We start from the raw sequence: 15385 nt of genomic DNA, 5'->3' as shown, positions 1-15385 counted from the left end.
GGAGACGAACATGTCAATTGCAAGCACCACGACACTCGAGCGGCAGACGATGCGAAAGGTCATCTGGCGGCTGCTGCCGTTCCTGATGATCTGTTATCTGATGGCGTTCATCGATCGCGGCAACGTCGGCATGGCGTCGCTTCAGATGAATCACGACATCGGCATGTCCGCGAAAGTGTTCGGCTTCGGCGCGAGTCTGTTCTTCGTGTCCTACTTTATCTGCGAAGTGCCGAGCAACCTCGCGCTCGAAAAGTACGGCGCGCGCGTCTGGATCGCGCGGATCATGATTACGTGGGGGCTGGTGTCGGCGGCGACGGCGCTCGTGCACAACGCCACGACGTTCTATATCCTGCGCTTTCTGCTCGGCGCGGCCGAAGCCGGCTTTGCACCGGGCGTGCTGCTCTATCTGTCGTACTGGGTGCCGAAGGCGTATCGCGCGCGCGTCGTCGCGACCTTCATGGTGTCGATTCCGGCGGCGAGCTTCATCGGGTCGCCCATCTCCGCGCTCTTGCTGCAGATGGACGGCATTGCGGGTCTGCGCGGCTGGCATTGGCTCTTCATCCTCGAAGGCGTGCCGACGGTTCTGCTCGGCATCGCGTGCCTCTTCATGCTGACCGACAAGCCCGCCAAGGCGACGTGGCTGAACGAAGACGAGCGCGCGTGGCTGCTCGGCGCGCTCGCCGCGGAAAATGCACAGCCGAAGAAGGTCGCGCCGATGCCGCTGACCAAGCTCTTTCGCAACCGCTACGTGCTGTGCCTCGCGCTCGTCGATACCTGCGCGTCCGCTGCGGGCAGCACGTTGTCGGTGTGGCAGCCGCAGTTGTTGAAGTCGTACGGCTTGACCGTGCTGCAGACGGGCATGCTGAACGCCGTGCCGTACGCGCTGGCGTCGATTCTGATGATCTTCTGGGGCCGTCATTCCGACCGCACGAAGGAGCATCGCTGGCATACCGTCGTGCCGATGCTCTTGATCGGCGGCGGTCTCTTCGCCACGTCGCTCAGCGGGTCGCTGGTGCCCACCGTGTGCATGCTGTGCTGCGTGCTCGTCGGCGCCTATGCGTTCAAGGGACCGTTCTGGGCGCTCGCATCGGACATGCTGTCGAACAGCACGATCGCGGCGGGGTTGGCCACCGTCAATGCCATCGCGAACTTGCTGGGTGGCGGCCTGATGGTCAACGTCTACGGCTGGGTCAAGGCGGCGACGGGCAGCTATTCGCTCGCGCTCATGCCGCTCGGCATACTGACGCTGGTCAGCGTCGCCACGCTGCTCCTGCTGACGCGCAAAGGTCAATCTGGGCGCATGGTCGGCAAGACGGAGGCGGCATGAGCAGCAAGGGTGTGTCGCGACGCAGATTTCTGAAACTGGCTTGCGCGTCCCTCGCGACGGCCGCGCTGCCTCGCACGGCGGCGGCCGAGGAAACGTGGTCGAGCGGTTCGGAGCGACCGTCCTTCGCCTTGCCGGAGCATGCCGTCGATTGTCACATGCATATCTATGACGATCGCTTTCCGGTGGCGCCCGGCACCAAACTGCGGCCGCCCAATGCGACGGTCGAGCAGTATCGGCAGTTGCAGAAACGGCTCGGGATACGGCGCAACGTCGTCGTGACGCCATCGACATACGGCACCGACAACCGATGCACCGTGGAAGCGTTGAAGCGCTTCGGCAACGACGCGCGCGGCATTGCTGTCGTCGATACATCGGTGACGGATGAGGCGCTTCATGCGTTGAACGGCGCCGGCGTGCGCGGCATTCGATTCAACCTGAGCTATCCCGGCGCGACGACGCTGGACATGCTCGCGCCGCTGGCAAAGCGCATCACGCCGATGGGATGGCACATCGAACTCGTCGTGCAAGGTGCGAAGCTGCCGCAACTGGAGGGGCACCTCGCGGCGCTGCCTTGTCCGCTCGTCATCGACCATATCGCGCATGTGCCGCAGCCCGGCGGCGCCGCGAGCGACGCGCTACGCACGGCGCAGCGCCTCGTCGAGAGGGGCAACACGTGGATCACGTTGTCGGGGCCGTACGTGGACAGCAAGACGGGTGCGCCCGGTTATGAAGACGTGGCGCCGGTCGCCAGGGCACTCATCGCCATGGCCTCTGAGCGCATGCTGTGGGGCACGGACTGGCCGCATCCGACGCAGACCTCGGGCAAGCCCGACGACGCCAGCCTGGTCGATGTCATCGCGGGCTGGATCGACAGGCCGGAGTGGCAGCGGATGATATTCGTGACGAATCCGACGAGGCTCTACGGGTTCGATGCCGTGTAGGCCGTTGTCGATGGTATTGGCGGCGACGTTTTCCCTCGACGACGACCGCGAGTGAGGCATCCGCAACGGTACGCGGCGATCAATGTAGTGGAAGCCGCAAATCTTCATTGGGCCTTGAGGGCTGGTGCGTGCAGGTCGCAAACTTGGCCGTGTTCCGGTGGAGCCCGTCGCGATTGTGGTGGTCGAGCGTCGACAGTGCCGAGGCTACATTGATCGCGATGTGCTGGAAGCTTGCGGCGCGCAATAGCGGCTCCGGCGCATATTTGTTAGGTGCCCAGCGCGTCCGCCCAATCACCTCTGCAGCACGCTGTTGGAAACGCGTCTCAAACGCGCGCCCGCTCATCTTGAAGGAATGCGCCAGAGATACGCTCGACGTGCCGTTGGGCTTCCGTTCGCCGGCATCCATGAAAAATTGTCGCGTCGCGCTTAATGGCTCTAGGCCGCGCCCGATGCTGTCGGATGCGACTTCCGCATCAACAGCTGCGCTCGCCGCGGGAACCTAGCGTTACCCCGCATGTGCGCCAGATACGCGCGCGCGTACGCTTTGGATACAGAATCCTCTCCTCCGGAGCCAGAGCCGCGCGGCGACGCCGACCGACTTTCATGAATCTTCCTAGCTTCCCAAGCGTGTCATGCACCGGCGACGTCATGACGCCCGACATAGACGATTCGATGTTCAGCTTCCTCGACTTGCGACGACCGCCACCTTCGCTCGGGCGCTGGGTCTCGGGCTCTAAGATCCCTCTGAACGCACGCGCGGTAATGGAGCGATGTGGGCTCGATATCGATACCGAGGGGTTGCTGCGTGTTTTGGTTAAGTCGCCGGTGACAGACGACTATGAAGCCGTATGGTTGCTTGCGCGCTCGGGAGGACGACTCGTCTCCATCGTCGTTCGGGACGCTCGCACAGTCGGCAACTCGCATCTATGCTCTGACCAGCACCTCGCGGTAGAACAAGCAAAGCGTTATTGCGCAGCGTTCGCCTTTGTCTTCGTGCAGGCGCCTACACACCGGACCAGCCAGATCGGCGATGTGCCACCGACGGCGCCATCCGAGGTCAGCGCGCGCGAACCCGTCCGGTATTTCTGCGCCGATGAGGGCAATATCCGCGTATGGCGTGCTTCCTTGACGACAGAGGAGTGATGGTTCCGCGTGAAGAGCGCCTGTCGAGTGTCCCGTCACAATGGCTGATATGCTATTGGTATTCTGTATCCATACCGAGCCGCTATGCCAGCTAAACTTCTTAAAATCCAGGCCCGAACGGATTACGTGGACGAGGTTTACCGGGTCTTGCTGGATGCAATCAGCGAGGGGTCGATCGCGCCGGGTACTCGCATAGTCCAGGAAGAAATCGCCGAACAGCTCGCGGTGTCGCGGTCGCCCGTGCTGCAAGCGTTTCGGCTCTTGAAGAAGGACGGTCTGGTTGAAGACGCGCCGGGACGCGGGCTGCAGGTCACGCCGCTGGACAGCGCGCGCGTGAGCCACTTATACGAGTTCCGCGGTGCCCTCGATGGGCTCGCGGCACAGTTGGCTGCCAAGAAGAAGACTGTGCTGGACAAGGCCCTCATTAGCCACGGCCGCAAAGTGTCCAGGGGAGACGACGTCAAGGCGATGATCGAGGCCGACATGGCTTTTCACAGCGCTATCTATGCCGCTTCAGGCAATCCATTGATTGTCGAAAACGCGCGGCTGCACTGGATGCATCTTCGTCGAGTGATGGGCGCGGTGTTGCAGGTGGTGGGGCAGCGTAAGACGGTTTGGGAGGAGCACGCAGCCATAGCTGCCGCTATCGCCGATGGCGATGAGGAGCTTGCCGCCAAGCTCAGTGTCCGGCACACCGAGGTGGCCCGAGAAAATCTTCTGCGCGGGATGACCCAAGCAGAGATGCGCATCACGTCTTGACCTGCTGAACCGTTACCTGCAGCAAACCGCTAGTCTGCGCCGCAGCGGCAACGCTGCGGGCAGTATTGGGCCCCTACGCAACGTGCGGCCGCTACCTGGGCAGTCCTTCTGCGTCACCGTTGTCGCGGCGGTGACCTCCTCGTCATAACCCCTTGCTTGCCCTCTAGGGCAGCTATCGTCTCCCGTCCCTCGCCCCCCTGCAAACGCTTGCTCGATTGCGAGCCGAGCTCGAAGTCGGCTTCGCGCTCGGGCGCGTCACACGCCGAGCGCACCGTGTTGTCGGTGCATCGCCTCCGTGTTTACCCATAGAGACATACACAGAAAGTGCGCATAATCTTTGGATACAGAGTTCAGAACACGGAAGACAGCGTACAAGCCGGCGACCAACACCCGTCGCCCGCGATCCCCGATCAATTACGGAGGCAAGAGACATGAGCGTCAAGTCGGACAAGATGGACGAGCAGAAACGCACGGGCGGTTCGGTGCCGGTGGCCAAGAAGTTGATCCCCTTCGGCGGCTATTACACGAACAAAGTCCCGGACCACGATCCGGAGCTCACCGAGACCGGCCCGGGGACTCCGATGGGCGAATTCATGCGCCGCTTCTGGCACCCGGTCTGCATGTCCATGGAACTGACCGATACGCCGCGTTTTCTCAAGATCCTCAATGAGGAACTCGTCGCATTCCGCGATAAGAGCGGCCGTGTAGGTGTCCTGCATGCTCACTGCGTTCACCGCGGTGCCTCGCTCGAATACGGTGCTATTCAGGAGAAGGGCATCATGTGCTGCTATCACGGCATGGTGTTCGACGTGGACGGCACCTGCCTTCACGTTCCCTTCCCGAAAGGAGAGGAAAAGGAAGCAGAGCGTTACGCCTGCTCCATCCGTCAGGGCGCCTACAAGGCAGTCGAGCGCAATGGCCTGGTCTTCGCCTATATGGGGCCGCCCGACGAAGAGCCGCCGTTCCCCGAGTGGGAGGGCGACTACACGGTTCTGCCGGGCGATGAACTCGTGCCGTATAGCAACTTCCAGCATTGCAACTGGCTGCAAGTGCAGGACAACGCGGCGGATAACTATCATCCCACCGCGCTGCACGCCGGCAAGAACGTCGTCGGCGGTAACTATCAAGGCACCACGTTCGACGAGGTCGGCGCTGCTTCCATGGAAGTCGCCCCCGATATGAACTTCGTTCCGGTGCAGAACGGCCGTAGCCTTGCGTGCGCGGGCGCGCGTCGGGTCGACAAGGACAAGTTGTTCATTCGTGTTCAGCATCAAGTTCTGCCGAACCTTAGCCTGCATGCGTACACGTCGGAAGACGGCTCGAAGAAGAAGTACTTCAGCCGCTTTCACATCATCCGTTGGACCGTGCCGGTCGACGACGAGAACAGCAAAATGATCGGGTGGCGGGTGATGGGTCCGGGCATCGATACGCGCGGAATCGGAAACAAGGAGATGGTTGGGTATGAGACGATCGACTTTCTCGAAGGTCAGGTCGCGATGCGCCGGCCCGAGCGGTTCGGCAAGTACAAGCTCGAGGACATGCCCCCGATTCCGTCGAACCACCGCGAGCGACACAACTACAAGGAATGCCAGTACGCGCCGGGCGACTACGAGGCCATTATCAGTCAACGTCCTATCGCGGTTCATGCGCTCGAGAACCCCACCCGCTTCGACGCGGGACTGTATCAGTTCCGAAAGATGTTGCGCGACGCGGTTCGCGGCAGCAACCCGGCTGCGTCGGCTCGCGGTTTTGCCGAATGGTTCCGAGAGTTGGGCGGGGCACCCAACAGCTTCTGCTCGGGCAATGTTTTCGAAATTGCAGAAGGCGCGACTGTCCAAGAGGAGGTCGCCCGGCGACGCAAGGTACTGAAGTCCGTCGTCGAAATCCTGAATCAAAGCGAAAGCATGAAAGGCGAGGAGCGCGGCCAGTTCGTTCGCAGCAAGTTTGCAGAGCTTGAACAGTCGCTGAAAGGCTGATCGAGTGCCGGCTGTCTCACCGGCGCGGGAAGCACGCGCGCCGTGAGCCGTCCGGCCTCATCGATCAACACTCGCGAGCAAGGAACTGACGATGGAAACACTATTGGAACGAGAAGAGGCCGTGCAGGACGTCGGGGCTGGAACGCTCGAGGTCAGGGTGCGCCAGATCCGATACGAGGGTCGGGGCATCAACTCGTATGAATTGACGAGTCCGGTGGGGCACGAACTGCCGCCATTCGAGGCAGGCGCTCACATTGACATTCACCTGAGCAACGGCGCAATCCGCCAGTATTCCTTGTGCAATTCTCCGGCCGACCGTACGCGATACGTCATTGCTGTACTCAAGGACGAGAACGGTCGAGGCGGGTCCCGAGCGGTGCATGAAGCGATACGCGCAGGGGACATCGTCAAGATTAGTCAGCCGCGCAATCACTTCGCTCTGGCTTCCGACGCCACGAAGGTCATCCTGATTGCCGGCGGCATCGGTGTGACGCCGTTGAAGGCGATGGCCCACGAGCTGGAGGCGAGGGGCGTCGACTTCGAAATGCACTACTGCGCTCGTAGCCCGTCGGCTGCTGCGTTCAGCGACGAACTCAAGGCGATGCACGCTGCGGGAAGACTGAGCTACCACTTCGACGACGGCCTGGCGAACAACCAACTGGATCTGCGTGCACTACTGAGCCAACCGGAACCGGGCACGCACGTGTACTACTGTGGCCCGGCGGGTTTCATGTCGGCGTGCGCCGAGGCAGCGAGTCATTGGCCGAAGGGCACCGTTCACTTCGAGCACTTCAAGGCGCCCGAGCAGCCCAAGCGCGCGCCGGCGGAAACGGAAAGTACCGAAGGTTGCGAGGTAACCATTGCAAGCACGGGTCAGGTGCTCCACGTAGCGCCCGACCAGAGCCTGTGCGATGCGCTCAGCGAGGCTGGCGTTGACGTCCCGACGTCGTGTTGCGCTGGACTGTGCGCGACATGCAAAGTCCGCTACCTGGAGGGCGAGGTCGAGCACAACGACTTCATCCTGAGCGACGAGGAACGCGAGGAGTTTCTGACCGTCTGTGTCTCGCGGCCAGTGAGCAAAACGTTGGTCCTTGACCTATAGAGCGACGCGTCACAAGACCAGTCACTGCCGCCATGCGAACTTTCTATGAACAGGACATGTCGGGAAGCGCGCACTCAAGCCGACGCGGAGTCGCAGCATCGCACGAGAAAAGGGCGTTGGCGTGACGCTCCGTGCATCGCAAAGGACTCAGTGGCAGACCGTTACAGGGACTAGAAATGGCCACCGTTATGTCGATTCGATGACTATGAATGGGGATAAGGCATGACACCCAGCCTGCTGAAGATTCGCTCGCGACCGGATTATGTGGAGGAAGTCTATCAAGCGCTGGCGGATGCGATCTGCGATGGCTCGCTCCCTCCCGGCACACGCCTCACGCAAGAGGATATTGCGGAGCAACTCGCGGTATCGCGCTCGCCGGTTCTTCAGGCGCTTCGCCTGTTGAAGAAAGACGGTCTGGTTCAAGACGCCCCGGGCAGAGGAGTGCTCGTCGCACCCTTGAACTCAGATTGGCTGAGTGACCTCTATGAAGTTCGCGCTACCCTCGATGCCTTGGCCGCGCGACTCGCCGCCAATAAAAAGGCCACGCTAGATCCGCAGCTGTTTAGCCGCGGCAGGAAGGCCTGGGCGTCTGGAAATGTGCGAGCCATGATAGATGCCGATATGGAGTTTCACTTCGCAGTGTACGCGGCGTCGGGCAATCGGCTGATCAGTGACACCGCCCGCGTGCATTGGGTTCACCTTCGACGCGTGATGGGCGCGAGCTTGCAGGTGTCCGGGCAACGTGAGTCGATATGGGACGAGCACGCCGCAATCGCAAAGGCTATCGAGCGGGGAGACGCGAGCCTTGCGATGAGCTTGTCCGATGCCCACACCAAAAGGGCTCAAGCCCATTTCATTGACGATTTTGACCTCTTGCTGGGGCCGCGCAATAGCCACCAAGACCTGCGTGTTGTCGACGAAGCTCTCGCCGGCTGAGGCTTGACAAGATGATGTCATAGCACGTCGCGATAAACGCGATGCAGTTAGATGTACTACATGATTCGCTTACGACTAATAGCTTCTCAATAGCTAACGAGCGCTGATTTGGCGCAACGATTCATCCAACCATTGCAATCCAGGAGCCCACATGTCCACAGTTGCCGAGCCACAGGCGGAGTCCAAGCAAGAATCGATTCTCAAGCCGGGAAAGATTTCGATCTATGAGCCCGAACAGGATGGCCTGATCTTCCCGACGATTCCCCAGTTCAAGGACGTTGCGGCACATCGCCAGTATTTGAAGGAGCATTTGGTCGCGGCTTGCCGTGCTTTCGCGCTCCAGGGATTCGATTACGGCTTCGCTGGTCACCTGACAGTGCGGGATCCGGAGAACCCTGGCCTGTACTGGACCAATCCGATGGCGGTTCACTTCTCGCAGGTCAAGGTGTCGAATCTCATATGCGCCGATCATAACGGCACTGTCGTTGAAGGAGAGTACGCAATCAACCGCGCGGGGTTCGTTCTTCATGCCGCGGTTCACGAGCAGCATCCTGACATCGTTGCCATGTGCCACGCTCATACCGTTTATGGGACCGCCTTCGCATCGCTCGGCAAGCCTTTGGCGCCGATCTCTCAGGACGCGGCTGCGTTCTTCGAAGATCACGTCGTCATTGGCGATGAGGCCGGCAAGGTGGCGGTCGAAGTCAAGGGTGGCAATAAGGTTGCGAATGCTTTTGCTGGCGTCAAGGCCGCGATTCATCAGAATCATGGCCTCTTGACCGCTAGCCGTCATAGCATCGATTCCGCCGCTTTCTGGTTCATCGCGCTGGAACGTTGTTGCCAACAACAGTTGATGATCGAAGCGACGGGTATCACGCCCCGCGAAGTCACGCCCGAACGCGCCCGGTATAGCCGCGAGCATGTCGGCAGCGACTACATCGGGTGGTTGCACTTCCAGACGATCTGGACAGACCTGGTCGCGACTCAACCTGACATGTTCGATTGAACACCGCTGTGACGGCAAACCTGCGCGCCGTATGACTGCGGGCGTGCAGGATGCGACCCGGCGGAGAAGAGCACCTAACGCGCCCGCCGATACTGAAGGCTACCCAGGAGACACCAATTGAGTTCCCACAGCCCCGCCGTCTATGTAGAAGGTGCCGACACGTCCGTCTTTGCAAAAGCAACGTGGCGCCTCCTTCCTTTTCTTTTCGTCTGCTACCTGTTCGCGTATCTCGACCGTATCAACGTCGCATTTGCGAAGCTGCAAATGTTGAGCGACCTCGGCTTCAGCGAGGCGGTCTATGGGTTTGGCGCCAGCGTGTTCTTCGTCGGGTATCTCCTTTTCGAAGTTCCAAGCAACCTACTATTACTTCGCGTCGGCCCCCGGCGTTGGATAGCCCGCATCATGGTTACCTGGGGGTTGATCTCTGCCGGCATGATGTTTGTCAGGACCCCCACGACGTTTTACATCATGCGTTTCCTGTTAGGCGTCGCCGAGGCAGGCTTCTTCCCGGCGATTGTGCTCTACCTGACCTATTGGTTTCCGCCGTCACGCAGGTCTAAAGTCACTGCCCTGTTCCTGACGGGCATTCCGATGTCGGGCGTTATTGGTGGTCCGCTGTCCGGCTGGATCATGACTGCGTTCAACGGGTCTCACGGGTTCGCCGGCTGGCAGTGGTTGTTTCTGTTGGAAGGCATTCCTACCGCGCTTCTGGGTGTGGCGGCGTTTTTCTATCTGGACGACAAGGTACGCGATGCAAAGTGGCTGAGCGAAGGGCAGAAGGACTTCCTGGAGCAGTCGCTCACCGATGAAGCCTCATCGACCGCGCTTCACTCCGTGCGCGATGGCTTGCTCAATCCCAAGGTACTGCTGGTAAGCACCATTTACTTCTTCTATACCATGGGGTTGTACGGCGTCAGCTTCTGGCTTCCGACGTTGATCAAGTCCAGCGGCGTGTCTGACCCGTTCAATGTCGGGCTTTTGACATCTGTTCCGTATGCAGCCGGCGCAGTGGCGATGGTCTTCGTCAGTAGCAGATCTGACAGGACAGGTGAACGTCGTTGGCACCTCATCGTTCCTGGGCTCGTCGGCGCGTTTGGGCTCGCATTGAGCGTCTGGTTTGCGAACTCGACCTTGCTGGCTATGGTGGCCCTGACGCTCGGCACGATGGGCGTCATGACGACCATCTCGCAGTTCTGGGTTCTGCCGCCAGCTTTCCTTGGCGGTGCGGCGGCCGCGGCAGGACTCGCGCTTGCAAACTCGGTCGGCAGCATTTCGGGGGTTGTGAGCCCATCGTTGATCGGTGTGATCAAAACCGCCACGGGCTCCGCGGGAGCTGGTGTGCTTGGGCTCTCTGTCAGTCTGGTAATCGGTGGCGTGCTGGTCTTGCTGGTTCCCGCGACACTGGTAAATGTTCGGCGGAAGTAGCCGATAGTGCCGGCGGGGTCGTCGGAAATAGTAGTTGCGCGGTCGCAGGTGGTAACGCGTGCGTTCGTCGCTATTAGACGCGCCGAACGCACGCGCCAAGCACGATGGTGCGAGTTGACGACACGTGCATCGTGGGCACAGCGGTCATAGCACTTCAGACTCGTTCCCTATGGTGGGCAGTGCCGATGGCCGGATTTCGCCTGCTAGTCGCCGCTATCAGCTCGGTGGCGCGACGGGCGGCAATGAGTCGACTGCCGTCCGAGAGCGACGCTTACTGGCTGGCCGAGGCGGCCGTGGTGTCTCAGACGGTAAAGCGCCAAGAACGGACGCCCGGCTTCGGACCACTAATATTCGACCAGTGCCTAGCGGCGAAGCACACACGGGGCATTCGTCCCATTGTCGCCGGTGGGTCTAGCCTACTCGAACCCGGCTTCACGCGCGTGAGGCGTTCTTTCACGCGGGCGTATAGATCGCAAGTTTCAACGCAGGGTCGTCGTTCGCCTGAAAGCTCGCGTAGTCGTAGCGTTGCGCGCCGCGCTCAGGATGGGTCAGCACCTTCTGCCCGGACGCGCCCCCTCGAACATCGTGCGCGTTCCACCATTTCGCGAACTCGGCGCTGTGCGCGCGCAGTCTTTCGACCAGTTCGACAAAGGCCGGATCGTCAGCATAGAGATCATGCGTCGCGCGAAACAACGCGATCATGCGACGCGCCTCGCTGGTCCAGGTCGCGCCGAATAGCCGTCGCGAATCCGGTTCGATGAACATGAACACCAGAATGTTGCGATCCGCTTCGGCGAGACGGTCGAAGCCGAGCAGATCGGCCGCCGCAGCATTCCAGGCTAGCAGATCCCAACGCCTGCCTGTGACATACGCGGGAAGCTCGAGTGTCGCGATCAGATTCGCGATGGGTGCCGGCACGCTCTCGCGAGTGAAGGGTTGCTGATCGCCGCTGCGTGCCAGTGCGCGCAGATGCGCCGCCTCGACTTTGCCGAGCCGTAACGCGCGAGCCAGCGCGTCGAGCGTGGTATCGGACGGGCTCACCGTGCGGCCCTGCTCGAGCCGCACATACCAGTCAACGCCGATGCCCGCGAGTTCCGCGACCTCTTCGCGACGCAAACCGGGCGTGCGACGCCGCCGACCGCCGTTATTGAGTCCGACGGACTCGGGACTCAGCTTCTCGCGCCGTGAGCGCAGGAAATCGCCAAACTCGCTTCGGCTCACTTTTGTCACGACGTTCCTTCCTCTGCAAGCAGGTACGCGGGAATCCCAGGATAGTACTAGGCCTTGTTACCGATTTTACGCCTGCCAGAATGGCCTTTCCTGACCCCCCCATCGGAGGAAACTCACATGAAAGCAGCGATTCTGAATACGCTCGGCAAACCGCTTGCGATCGAAGATATAGCAGACCCTTCGTTGGGCACCGGCGAAGTGATCGTCGACGTCGTTGCCGCACCAGTACTGTCGTATGCGCGAGAAGTATTCAGCGGCGAGCGCCGCTACGCGATCGAATTACCCATCGTGCCAGGCTGCGGGGCTATCGGTCGGGTGCGCGCGTTCGGGCCCGACGCCACGCATCTGAGAACAGGCGACTGGGTATTCTGCGATCCGACGGTTCGTTCACGCGACGACGCGCTCACACCCGACATTACATTGCAGGGCTGGAGTGCCCGCGGCGATGGGGGCCTGCGCCTCGCGCGACATTTCCATCACGGCCCGTTTGCTGCACAAATGCGCGTGCCGACTGAGAACGCCATTCGCATCGGTGACATCGGTCCCGACGATGCCGCGAAGTGGTGCGCGCTCAACACCATGCTGGTTCCGTATGGCGGGCTTCTTGCGTCAAACTTGCAGGCTGGCGAGACATTGCTTGTGAGCGGCGCGACTGGGAACTTCGGCAGTGCGTGCGTCGCCGTTGCCCTCGCAATGGGTGTGCGCTGCGTGGTCGCGCCGGGCCGCAATAAAGGCGTGCTCGCAGATCTGCAAAGGCGGTTCGGGGAACGCATCCGTACAGTGGAGCTAACCGGCAACGAGGACGACGATCGCGAACGGATGCGTGCGGCTGCCGGAGCCCCTATCGACTGCGTCATGGACCTGCTGCCGCCATCTGCGACCACGAGGACGGTGCGCGCGGCGGTGATGGCCGTGCGGCCCTACGGACGTGTTGTGTTGATGGGCGGCGTCGGCATGCTCGGGGGCGACGGCCTCGACTTGCCTTATCCTTGGATCATGCGCAATGACATCACCGTGCGGGGCAAATGGATGTATCCGCCGGAAGCGGTCACGCTTATGACCGGCCTCATTCGCGGCGGTCTGCTCGATCTCGGTCTCTTCGACGTGACGTCATTCAAGCTCGACGATGTGAACGAAGCCATCGCTCATGCTGCGGCGAATGGCGGCCCGTTCAGGATGACGGTCGTCCATCCATAGACCCCGCGATTGCGCTTCGGTCACGCGTTGCAAGCCCGCCGGCTTTTCTTATGACAACGCCACGTCCGATCGCGTCTGGCCGATAAGGCCGAGTGTTCTCAGCAAGTCCAACGGTTCCCCCGAGTCCACATCACCGGCTGCGCAGTGCTAGAACCTCCCCGCGCGGTAGGGATGTGGACTGGTGAAGCCCGCTTCTCCGTCCATCAACTCGCTCAGCAGCCTGCCCGTCACTGGCCCGAGCGTCAGTCCGTGATGGGCATGTCCGAACGCAAACCAGAGACCGGGATGACGGTCCGCCGGTCCGATCACCGGCCGCATATCCGGCGTGCAGGGTCGCATCCCGAGCCACGGCGCGTCGTCGATGCGCGCCCCGAGGCCGAACATCGGACGCGCAACGCGCTCTGCTCGTTCGAGTTGCACTGGACTCGGCGGCCTATTGCGGGACGCGAGTTCGACGCCGGTCGTGAGTCTCAGCCCGCGCCGCATTGGCGCGACCACATAGCCGTTTTCGATATCGACGACGGGCCGGGATAGGGCCGCGCGGCCGTCGCTCGCGTAGTGCATGTGATAGCCGCGCTTCGCCACGAGCGGAATGCGGTAGCCGAACTTGCGCGCGAGATCCTCGGACCAGACGCCCAGCGCGATGACGGCCGCCTGCGCCTCTACAAGCCCGCTCGACGTCATCACGCGCCAGCCGCTGCCCGACCGTTGAAGCGTCGCGGCGTCCCCGCTCAGGATGCGTCCGCCCTGGCGCTCGAACAGGCTCGCATATCCTTTCGTCAGCGCGCCAGGGTCGATGACACTGCGCGGGTCGGTCCAGTGGATGGCGCCCGCGTATCCGTCTGCGAGCGAACCCTCCAGCCGATGCAGCGCGGCCGCATCGAGCACCTTCATGCCCAGGCCGTGCTCGCTCGCGATGCGCTCGGCATCGCTCGCCTCGCGCTCGAACTGCTCGCGCGAACGATAGGCTTCGAGCCAGCCCGTGGGCCGCACGAGATCGGAGAGACCTGCGCGCGCGATCAGCTTCTCATGCTCGGCTACGCTGTTGCGGATGAGCGGAAGCATGTCGCGCGCGGCGGCGGCGAGACGCGCCGGCGCCGACTCCCACCAGTAGCGCGCGAGCCACGGCCCATAGGCGGGCAGGGAACGCAGGTCGTAGCGCAGGGCGGTGGAACGGTTCATCGCGAACTTGAACACGGTGCGCAGGTCTCGCGGAAACGCATAAGGCACCACTGACGACGCCTCGATCAGCCCCGCATTGCCGAAGCTCGTCGCTTCGCCGGGCGCGCGCCGGTCGACGAGCGTCACCTCCCATCCGCGCTGCTGCAGATGCAGCGCGACGCTCACTCCCACGATACCCGCGCCGAGCACGATCACGTCATGAGCCATGTTGCAGAACCTGCTGAAGTGGTTATTTCGCGATGATGTCGCGTTTGAAGTACTTTTGCGAGAGCTGGCTGAGCGTTCCGTCCTTCTTCAGCGAATCGAGCGCGGCGACGACCTTCGCTTTCAACGCGGCGTCGTCCTTGCGCAAGCCGATGCCCGTGCCTTCGCCAAGCGTGGACGGATCGGTCAGCGGGCCGCCCGCGAAATCGAAGGCCTTGCCCTCGGGCTTCGCGAGAAAGCCGTCGATCGCGGTCTGCACTTCCTGCACCGCGCCGTCGAGCCGCCCGGCCGAGAGGTCCGCGAAAATCTGGTCCTGGCTCTGGTACGTCACGACTTGCACGCCTGCGCTCGCCCAGTGCTTGCGCACGTAGTCCTCCTGCGTCGAGCCTTGCAGCACGCCGACCCGCTTGTCCTTCAGGCCTGCGGGCGTCGGCTCTAAATGCGAGCCGCGCTTCGCGACCATCTGGATCGGCATCACGTAGACGGGCGGCGTGAAGTCGATGGCCTGTTTGCGCTTGGCCGTGATGTTCATCGCCGAATTGATCGCGTCGAACTTGCGGGCCTGCAGCGCGGGGATTAGTCCGTCGAAGCTGTTCTCCACCCACACGCACTTCATTTTCACCCGCTCGCACACGGCATTGCCGATGTCGATGTCGAAGCCTTCGAGCGTGCCTGCCGGGGTTTTGCTCTCGAACGGGGGATACGACGCCTCGACCCCGAAGCGCAAGGTCTGCGAATCCGCGTGCGCCACGCCGAATGTGAACGCGAAACCCGCCGCGCCCGCGAAGCAAATCATCTTCCAGTTCATTGTCGCCACCCAAGTTCGTGTGTAGTCCGCCGCCCGGGCTTCGCCGAGCGCCCAAGGGAAATATAGTCGAAAAACAGAATAAAAGTCTAGAATAGACAAAAATGTCTACTCAACCCACAGCGGCTGTATGGCGAGACCATGGCCGCGCG

14 protein-coding genes are annotated in these 15385 nt (G+C 61.8%); 10 read left to right on the top strand and 4 right to left on the bottom strand.

The window, feature by feature from the left end; all coding sequences use genetic code 11:
• Positions 1-10: 10 nt before the first annotated feature.
• Positions 11-1327 (top strand): MFS transporter, encoded by a 1317-nt coding sequence (locus JYK05_RS20235; RefSeq protein WP_206470306.1) that lies wholly within the window; start codon positions 11-13, stop codon positions 1325-1327.
• On the top strand, positions 1324-2268 hold the full coding sequence (locus tag JYK05_RS20230; protein WP_206470305.1) for an amidohydrolase: 945 nt from the start codon (positions 1324-1326) through the stop codon (positions 2266-2268). Before JYK05_RS20235 ends, JYK05_RS20230 begins: the two co-directional genes overlap by 4 nt.
• Positions 2269-2347: 79 nt before the next feature.
• Here JYK05_RS20230 and JYK05_RS20225 read toward each other — a convergent pair whose 3' ends face one another.
• Positions 2348-2674, bottom strand: a complete 327-nt coding sequence (locus tag JYK05_RS20225) for a hypothetical protein (protein ID WP_206470303.1) — start codon at positions 2672-2674, stop codon at positions 2348-2350.
• Between the two features lie 242 nt (positions 2675-2916).
• On the opposite strand from JYK05_RS20225, the gene JYK05_RS20220 reads away from it, so the two are divergent.
• The 7 genes from JYK05_RS20220 (at position 2917) to JYK05_RS20190 (ending at position 10615) form a co-directional block, all read left to right on the top strand.
• Entirely contained in the window at positions 2917-3411 is a 495-nt protein-coding gene (locus tag JYK05_RS20220) for a hypothetical protein (RefSeq protein ID WP_206470302.1), read from the top strand.
• A gap of 84 nt (positions 3412-3495) precedes the next feature.
• Complete coding sequence (locus JYK05_RS20215; RefSeq protein WP_175943127.1) at positions 3496-4170, top strand: GntR family transcriptional regulator; 675 nt, start codon at positions 3496-3498, stop codon at positions 4168-4170.
• Between the two features lie 431 nt (positions 4171-4601).
• Positions 4602-6146, top strand: a complete 1545-nt coding sequence (locus JYK05_RS20210) for a Rieske 2Fe-2S domain-containing protein (protein ID WP_175943125.1) — start codon at positions 4602-4604, stop codon at positions 6144-6146.
• Positions 6147-6237: 91 nt separating this feature from the next.
• Positions 6238-7248 (top strand): PDR/VanB family oxidoreductase, encoded by a 1011-nt coding sequence (locus JYK05_RS20205; protein ID WP_175943123.1) that lies wholly within the window; start codon positions 6238-6240, stop codon positions 7246-7248.
• Positions 7249-7470: 222 nt separating this feature from the next.
• Positions 7471-8184: a GntR family transcriptional regulator gene (locus JYK05_RS20200; protein WP_175943121.1), complete on the top strand. Its 714-nt coding sequence runs from the start codon at positions 7471-7473 to the stop codon at positions 8182-8184.
• 151 nt (positions 8185-8335) lie between these two features.
• Complete coding sequence (locus tag JYK05_RS20195) at positions 8336-9190, top strand: class II aldolase/adducin family protein (protein WP_206470301.1); 855 nt, start codon at positions 8336-8338, stop codon at positions 9188-9190.
• Between the two features lie 117 nt (positions 9191-9307).
• The gene (locus tag JYK05_RS20190; protein ID WP_206470300.1) at positions 9308-10615 is read left to right on the top strand and encodes an MFS transporter; all 1308 of its coding nucleotides are present in this window, start codon (positions 9308-9310) and stop codon (positions 10613-10615) included.
• Positions 10616-11068: 453 nt separating this feature from the next.
• Here JYK05_RS20190 and JYK05_RS20185 read toward each other — a convergent pair whose 3' ends face one another.
• A complete protein-coding gene (locus tag JYK05_RS20185) occupies positions 11069-11845 on the bottom strand; it encodes a helix-turn-helix transcriptional regulator (protein WP_206470299.1) in 777 nt (258 codons plus the stop codon).
• A 117-nt stretch (positions 11846-11962) separates the two neighbouring features.
• Between JYK05_RS20185 and JYK05_RS20180 the strand changes: the two genes are divergently transcribed.
• Positions 11963-13042 carry a zinc-binding alcohol dehydrogenase family protein gene (locus tag JYK05_RS20180; RefSeq protein ID WP_206470298.1) on the top strand — a complete coding sequence of 360 codons (1080 nt, stop codon included), beginning with the start codon at positions 11963-11965 and terminating at the stop codon, positions 13040-13042.
• Between the two features lie 147 nt (positions 13043-13189).
• On the opposite strand, the gene JYK05_RS20175 is transcribed toward JYK05_RS20180, so the two are convergent.
• A complete protein-coding gene (locus tag JYK05_RS20175; protein ID WP_206470297.1) occupies positions 13190-14431 on the bottom strand; it encodes an FAD-binding oxidoreductase in 1242 nt (413 codons plus the stop codon).
• Between the two features lie 22 nt (positions 14432-14453).
• Positions 14454-15236, bottom strand: coding sequence for an ABC transporter substrate-binding protein (locus JYK05_RS20170; protein ID WP_206470498.1), 783 nt, complete (start codon positions 15234-15236; stop codon positions 14454-14456).
• Positions 15237-15385 lie beyond the last annotated feature (149 nt).

The sequence above is a fragment of the Caballeronia sp. M1242 genome (genome assembly GCF_017220215.1).
Lineage (GTDB): Bacteria > Pseudomonadota > Gammaproteobacteria > Burkholderiales > Burkholderiaceae > Caballeronia.
The sequence above is the reverse complement of the archived record's forward strand: the minus strand, read 5'-3'. Positions and strand labels throughout refer to the sequence as shown.

Coding starts and splice junctions, on each gene's coding strand:
- JYK05_RS20210 (WP_175943125.1), top strand. CDS start 4,602: ATGAGCGTCAAGTCGGACAAGATGGACGAGCAGAAACGCACGGGCGGT.
- JYK05_RS20235 (WP_206470306.1), top strand. CDS start 11: ATGTCAATTGCAAGCACCACGACACTCGAGCGGCAGACGATGCGAAAG.
- JYK05_RS20170 (WP_206470498.1), bottom strand. CDS start 15,236: ATGAACTGGAAGATGATTTGCTTCGCGGGCGCGGCGGGTTTCGCGTTC.
- JYK05_RS20195 (WP_206470301.1), top strand. CDS start 8,336: ATGTCCACAGTTGCCGAGCCACAGGCGGAGTCCAAGCAAGAATCGATT.
- JYK05_RS20200 (WP_175943121.1), top strand. CDS start 7,471: ATGACACCCAGCCTGCTGAAGATTCGCTCGCGACCGGATTATGTGGAG.
- JYK05_RS20225 (WP_206470303.1), bottom strand. CDS start 2,674: ATGGATGCCGGCGAACGGAAGCCCAACGGCACGTCGAGCGTATCTCTG.
- JYK05_RS20230 (WP_206470305.1), top strand. CDS start 1,324: ATGAGCAGCAAGGGTGTGTCGCGACGCAGATTTCTGAAACTGGCTTGC.
- JYK05_RS20205 (WP_175943123.1), top strand. CDS start 6,238: ATGGAAACACTATTGGAACGAGAAGAGGCCGTGCAGGACGTCGGGGCT.
- JYK05_RS20175 (WP_206470297.1), bottom strand. CDS start 14,431: ATGGCTCATGACGTGATCGTGCTCGGCGCGGGTATCGTGGGAGTGAGC.
- JYK05_RS20220 (WP_206470302.1), top strand. CDS start 2,917: ATGACGCCCGACATAGACGATTCGATGTTCAGCTTCCTCGACTTGCGA.
- JYK05_RS20215 (WP_175943127.1), top strand. CDS start 3,496: ATGCCAGCTAAACTTCTTAAAATCCAGGCCCGAACGGATTACGTGGAC.
- JYK05_RS20180 (WP_206470298.1), top strand. CDS start 11,963: ATGAAAGCAGCGATTCTGAATACGCTCGGCAAACCGCTTGCGATCGAA.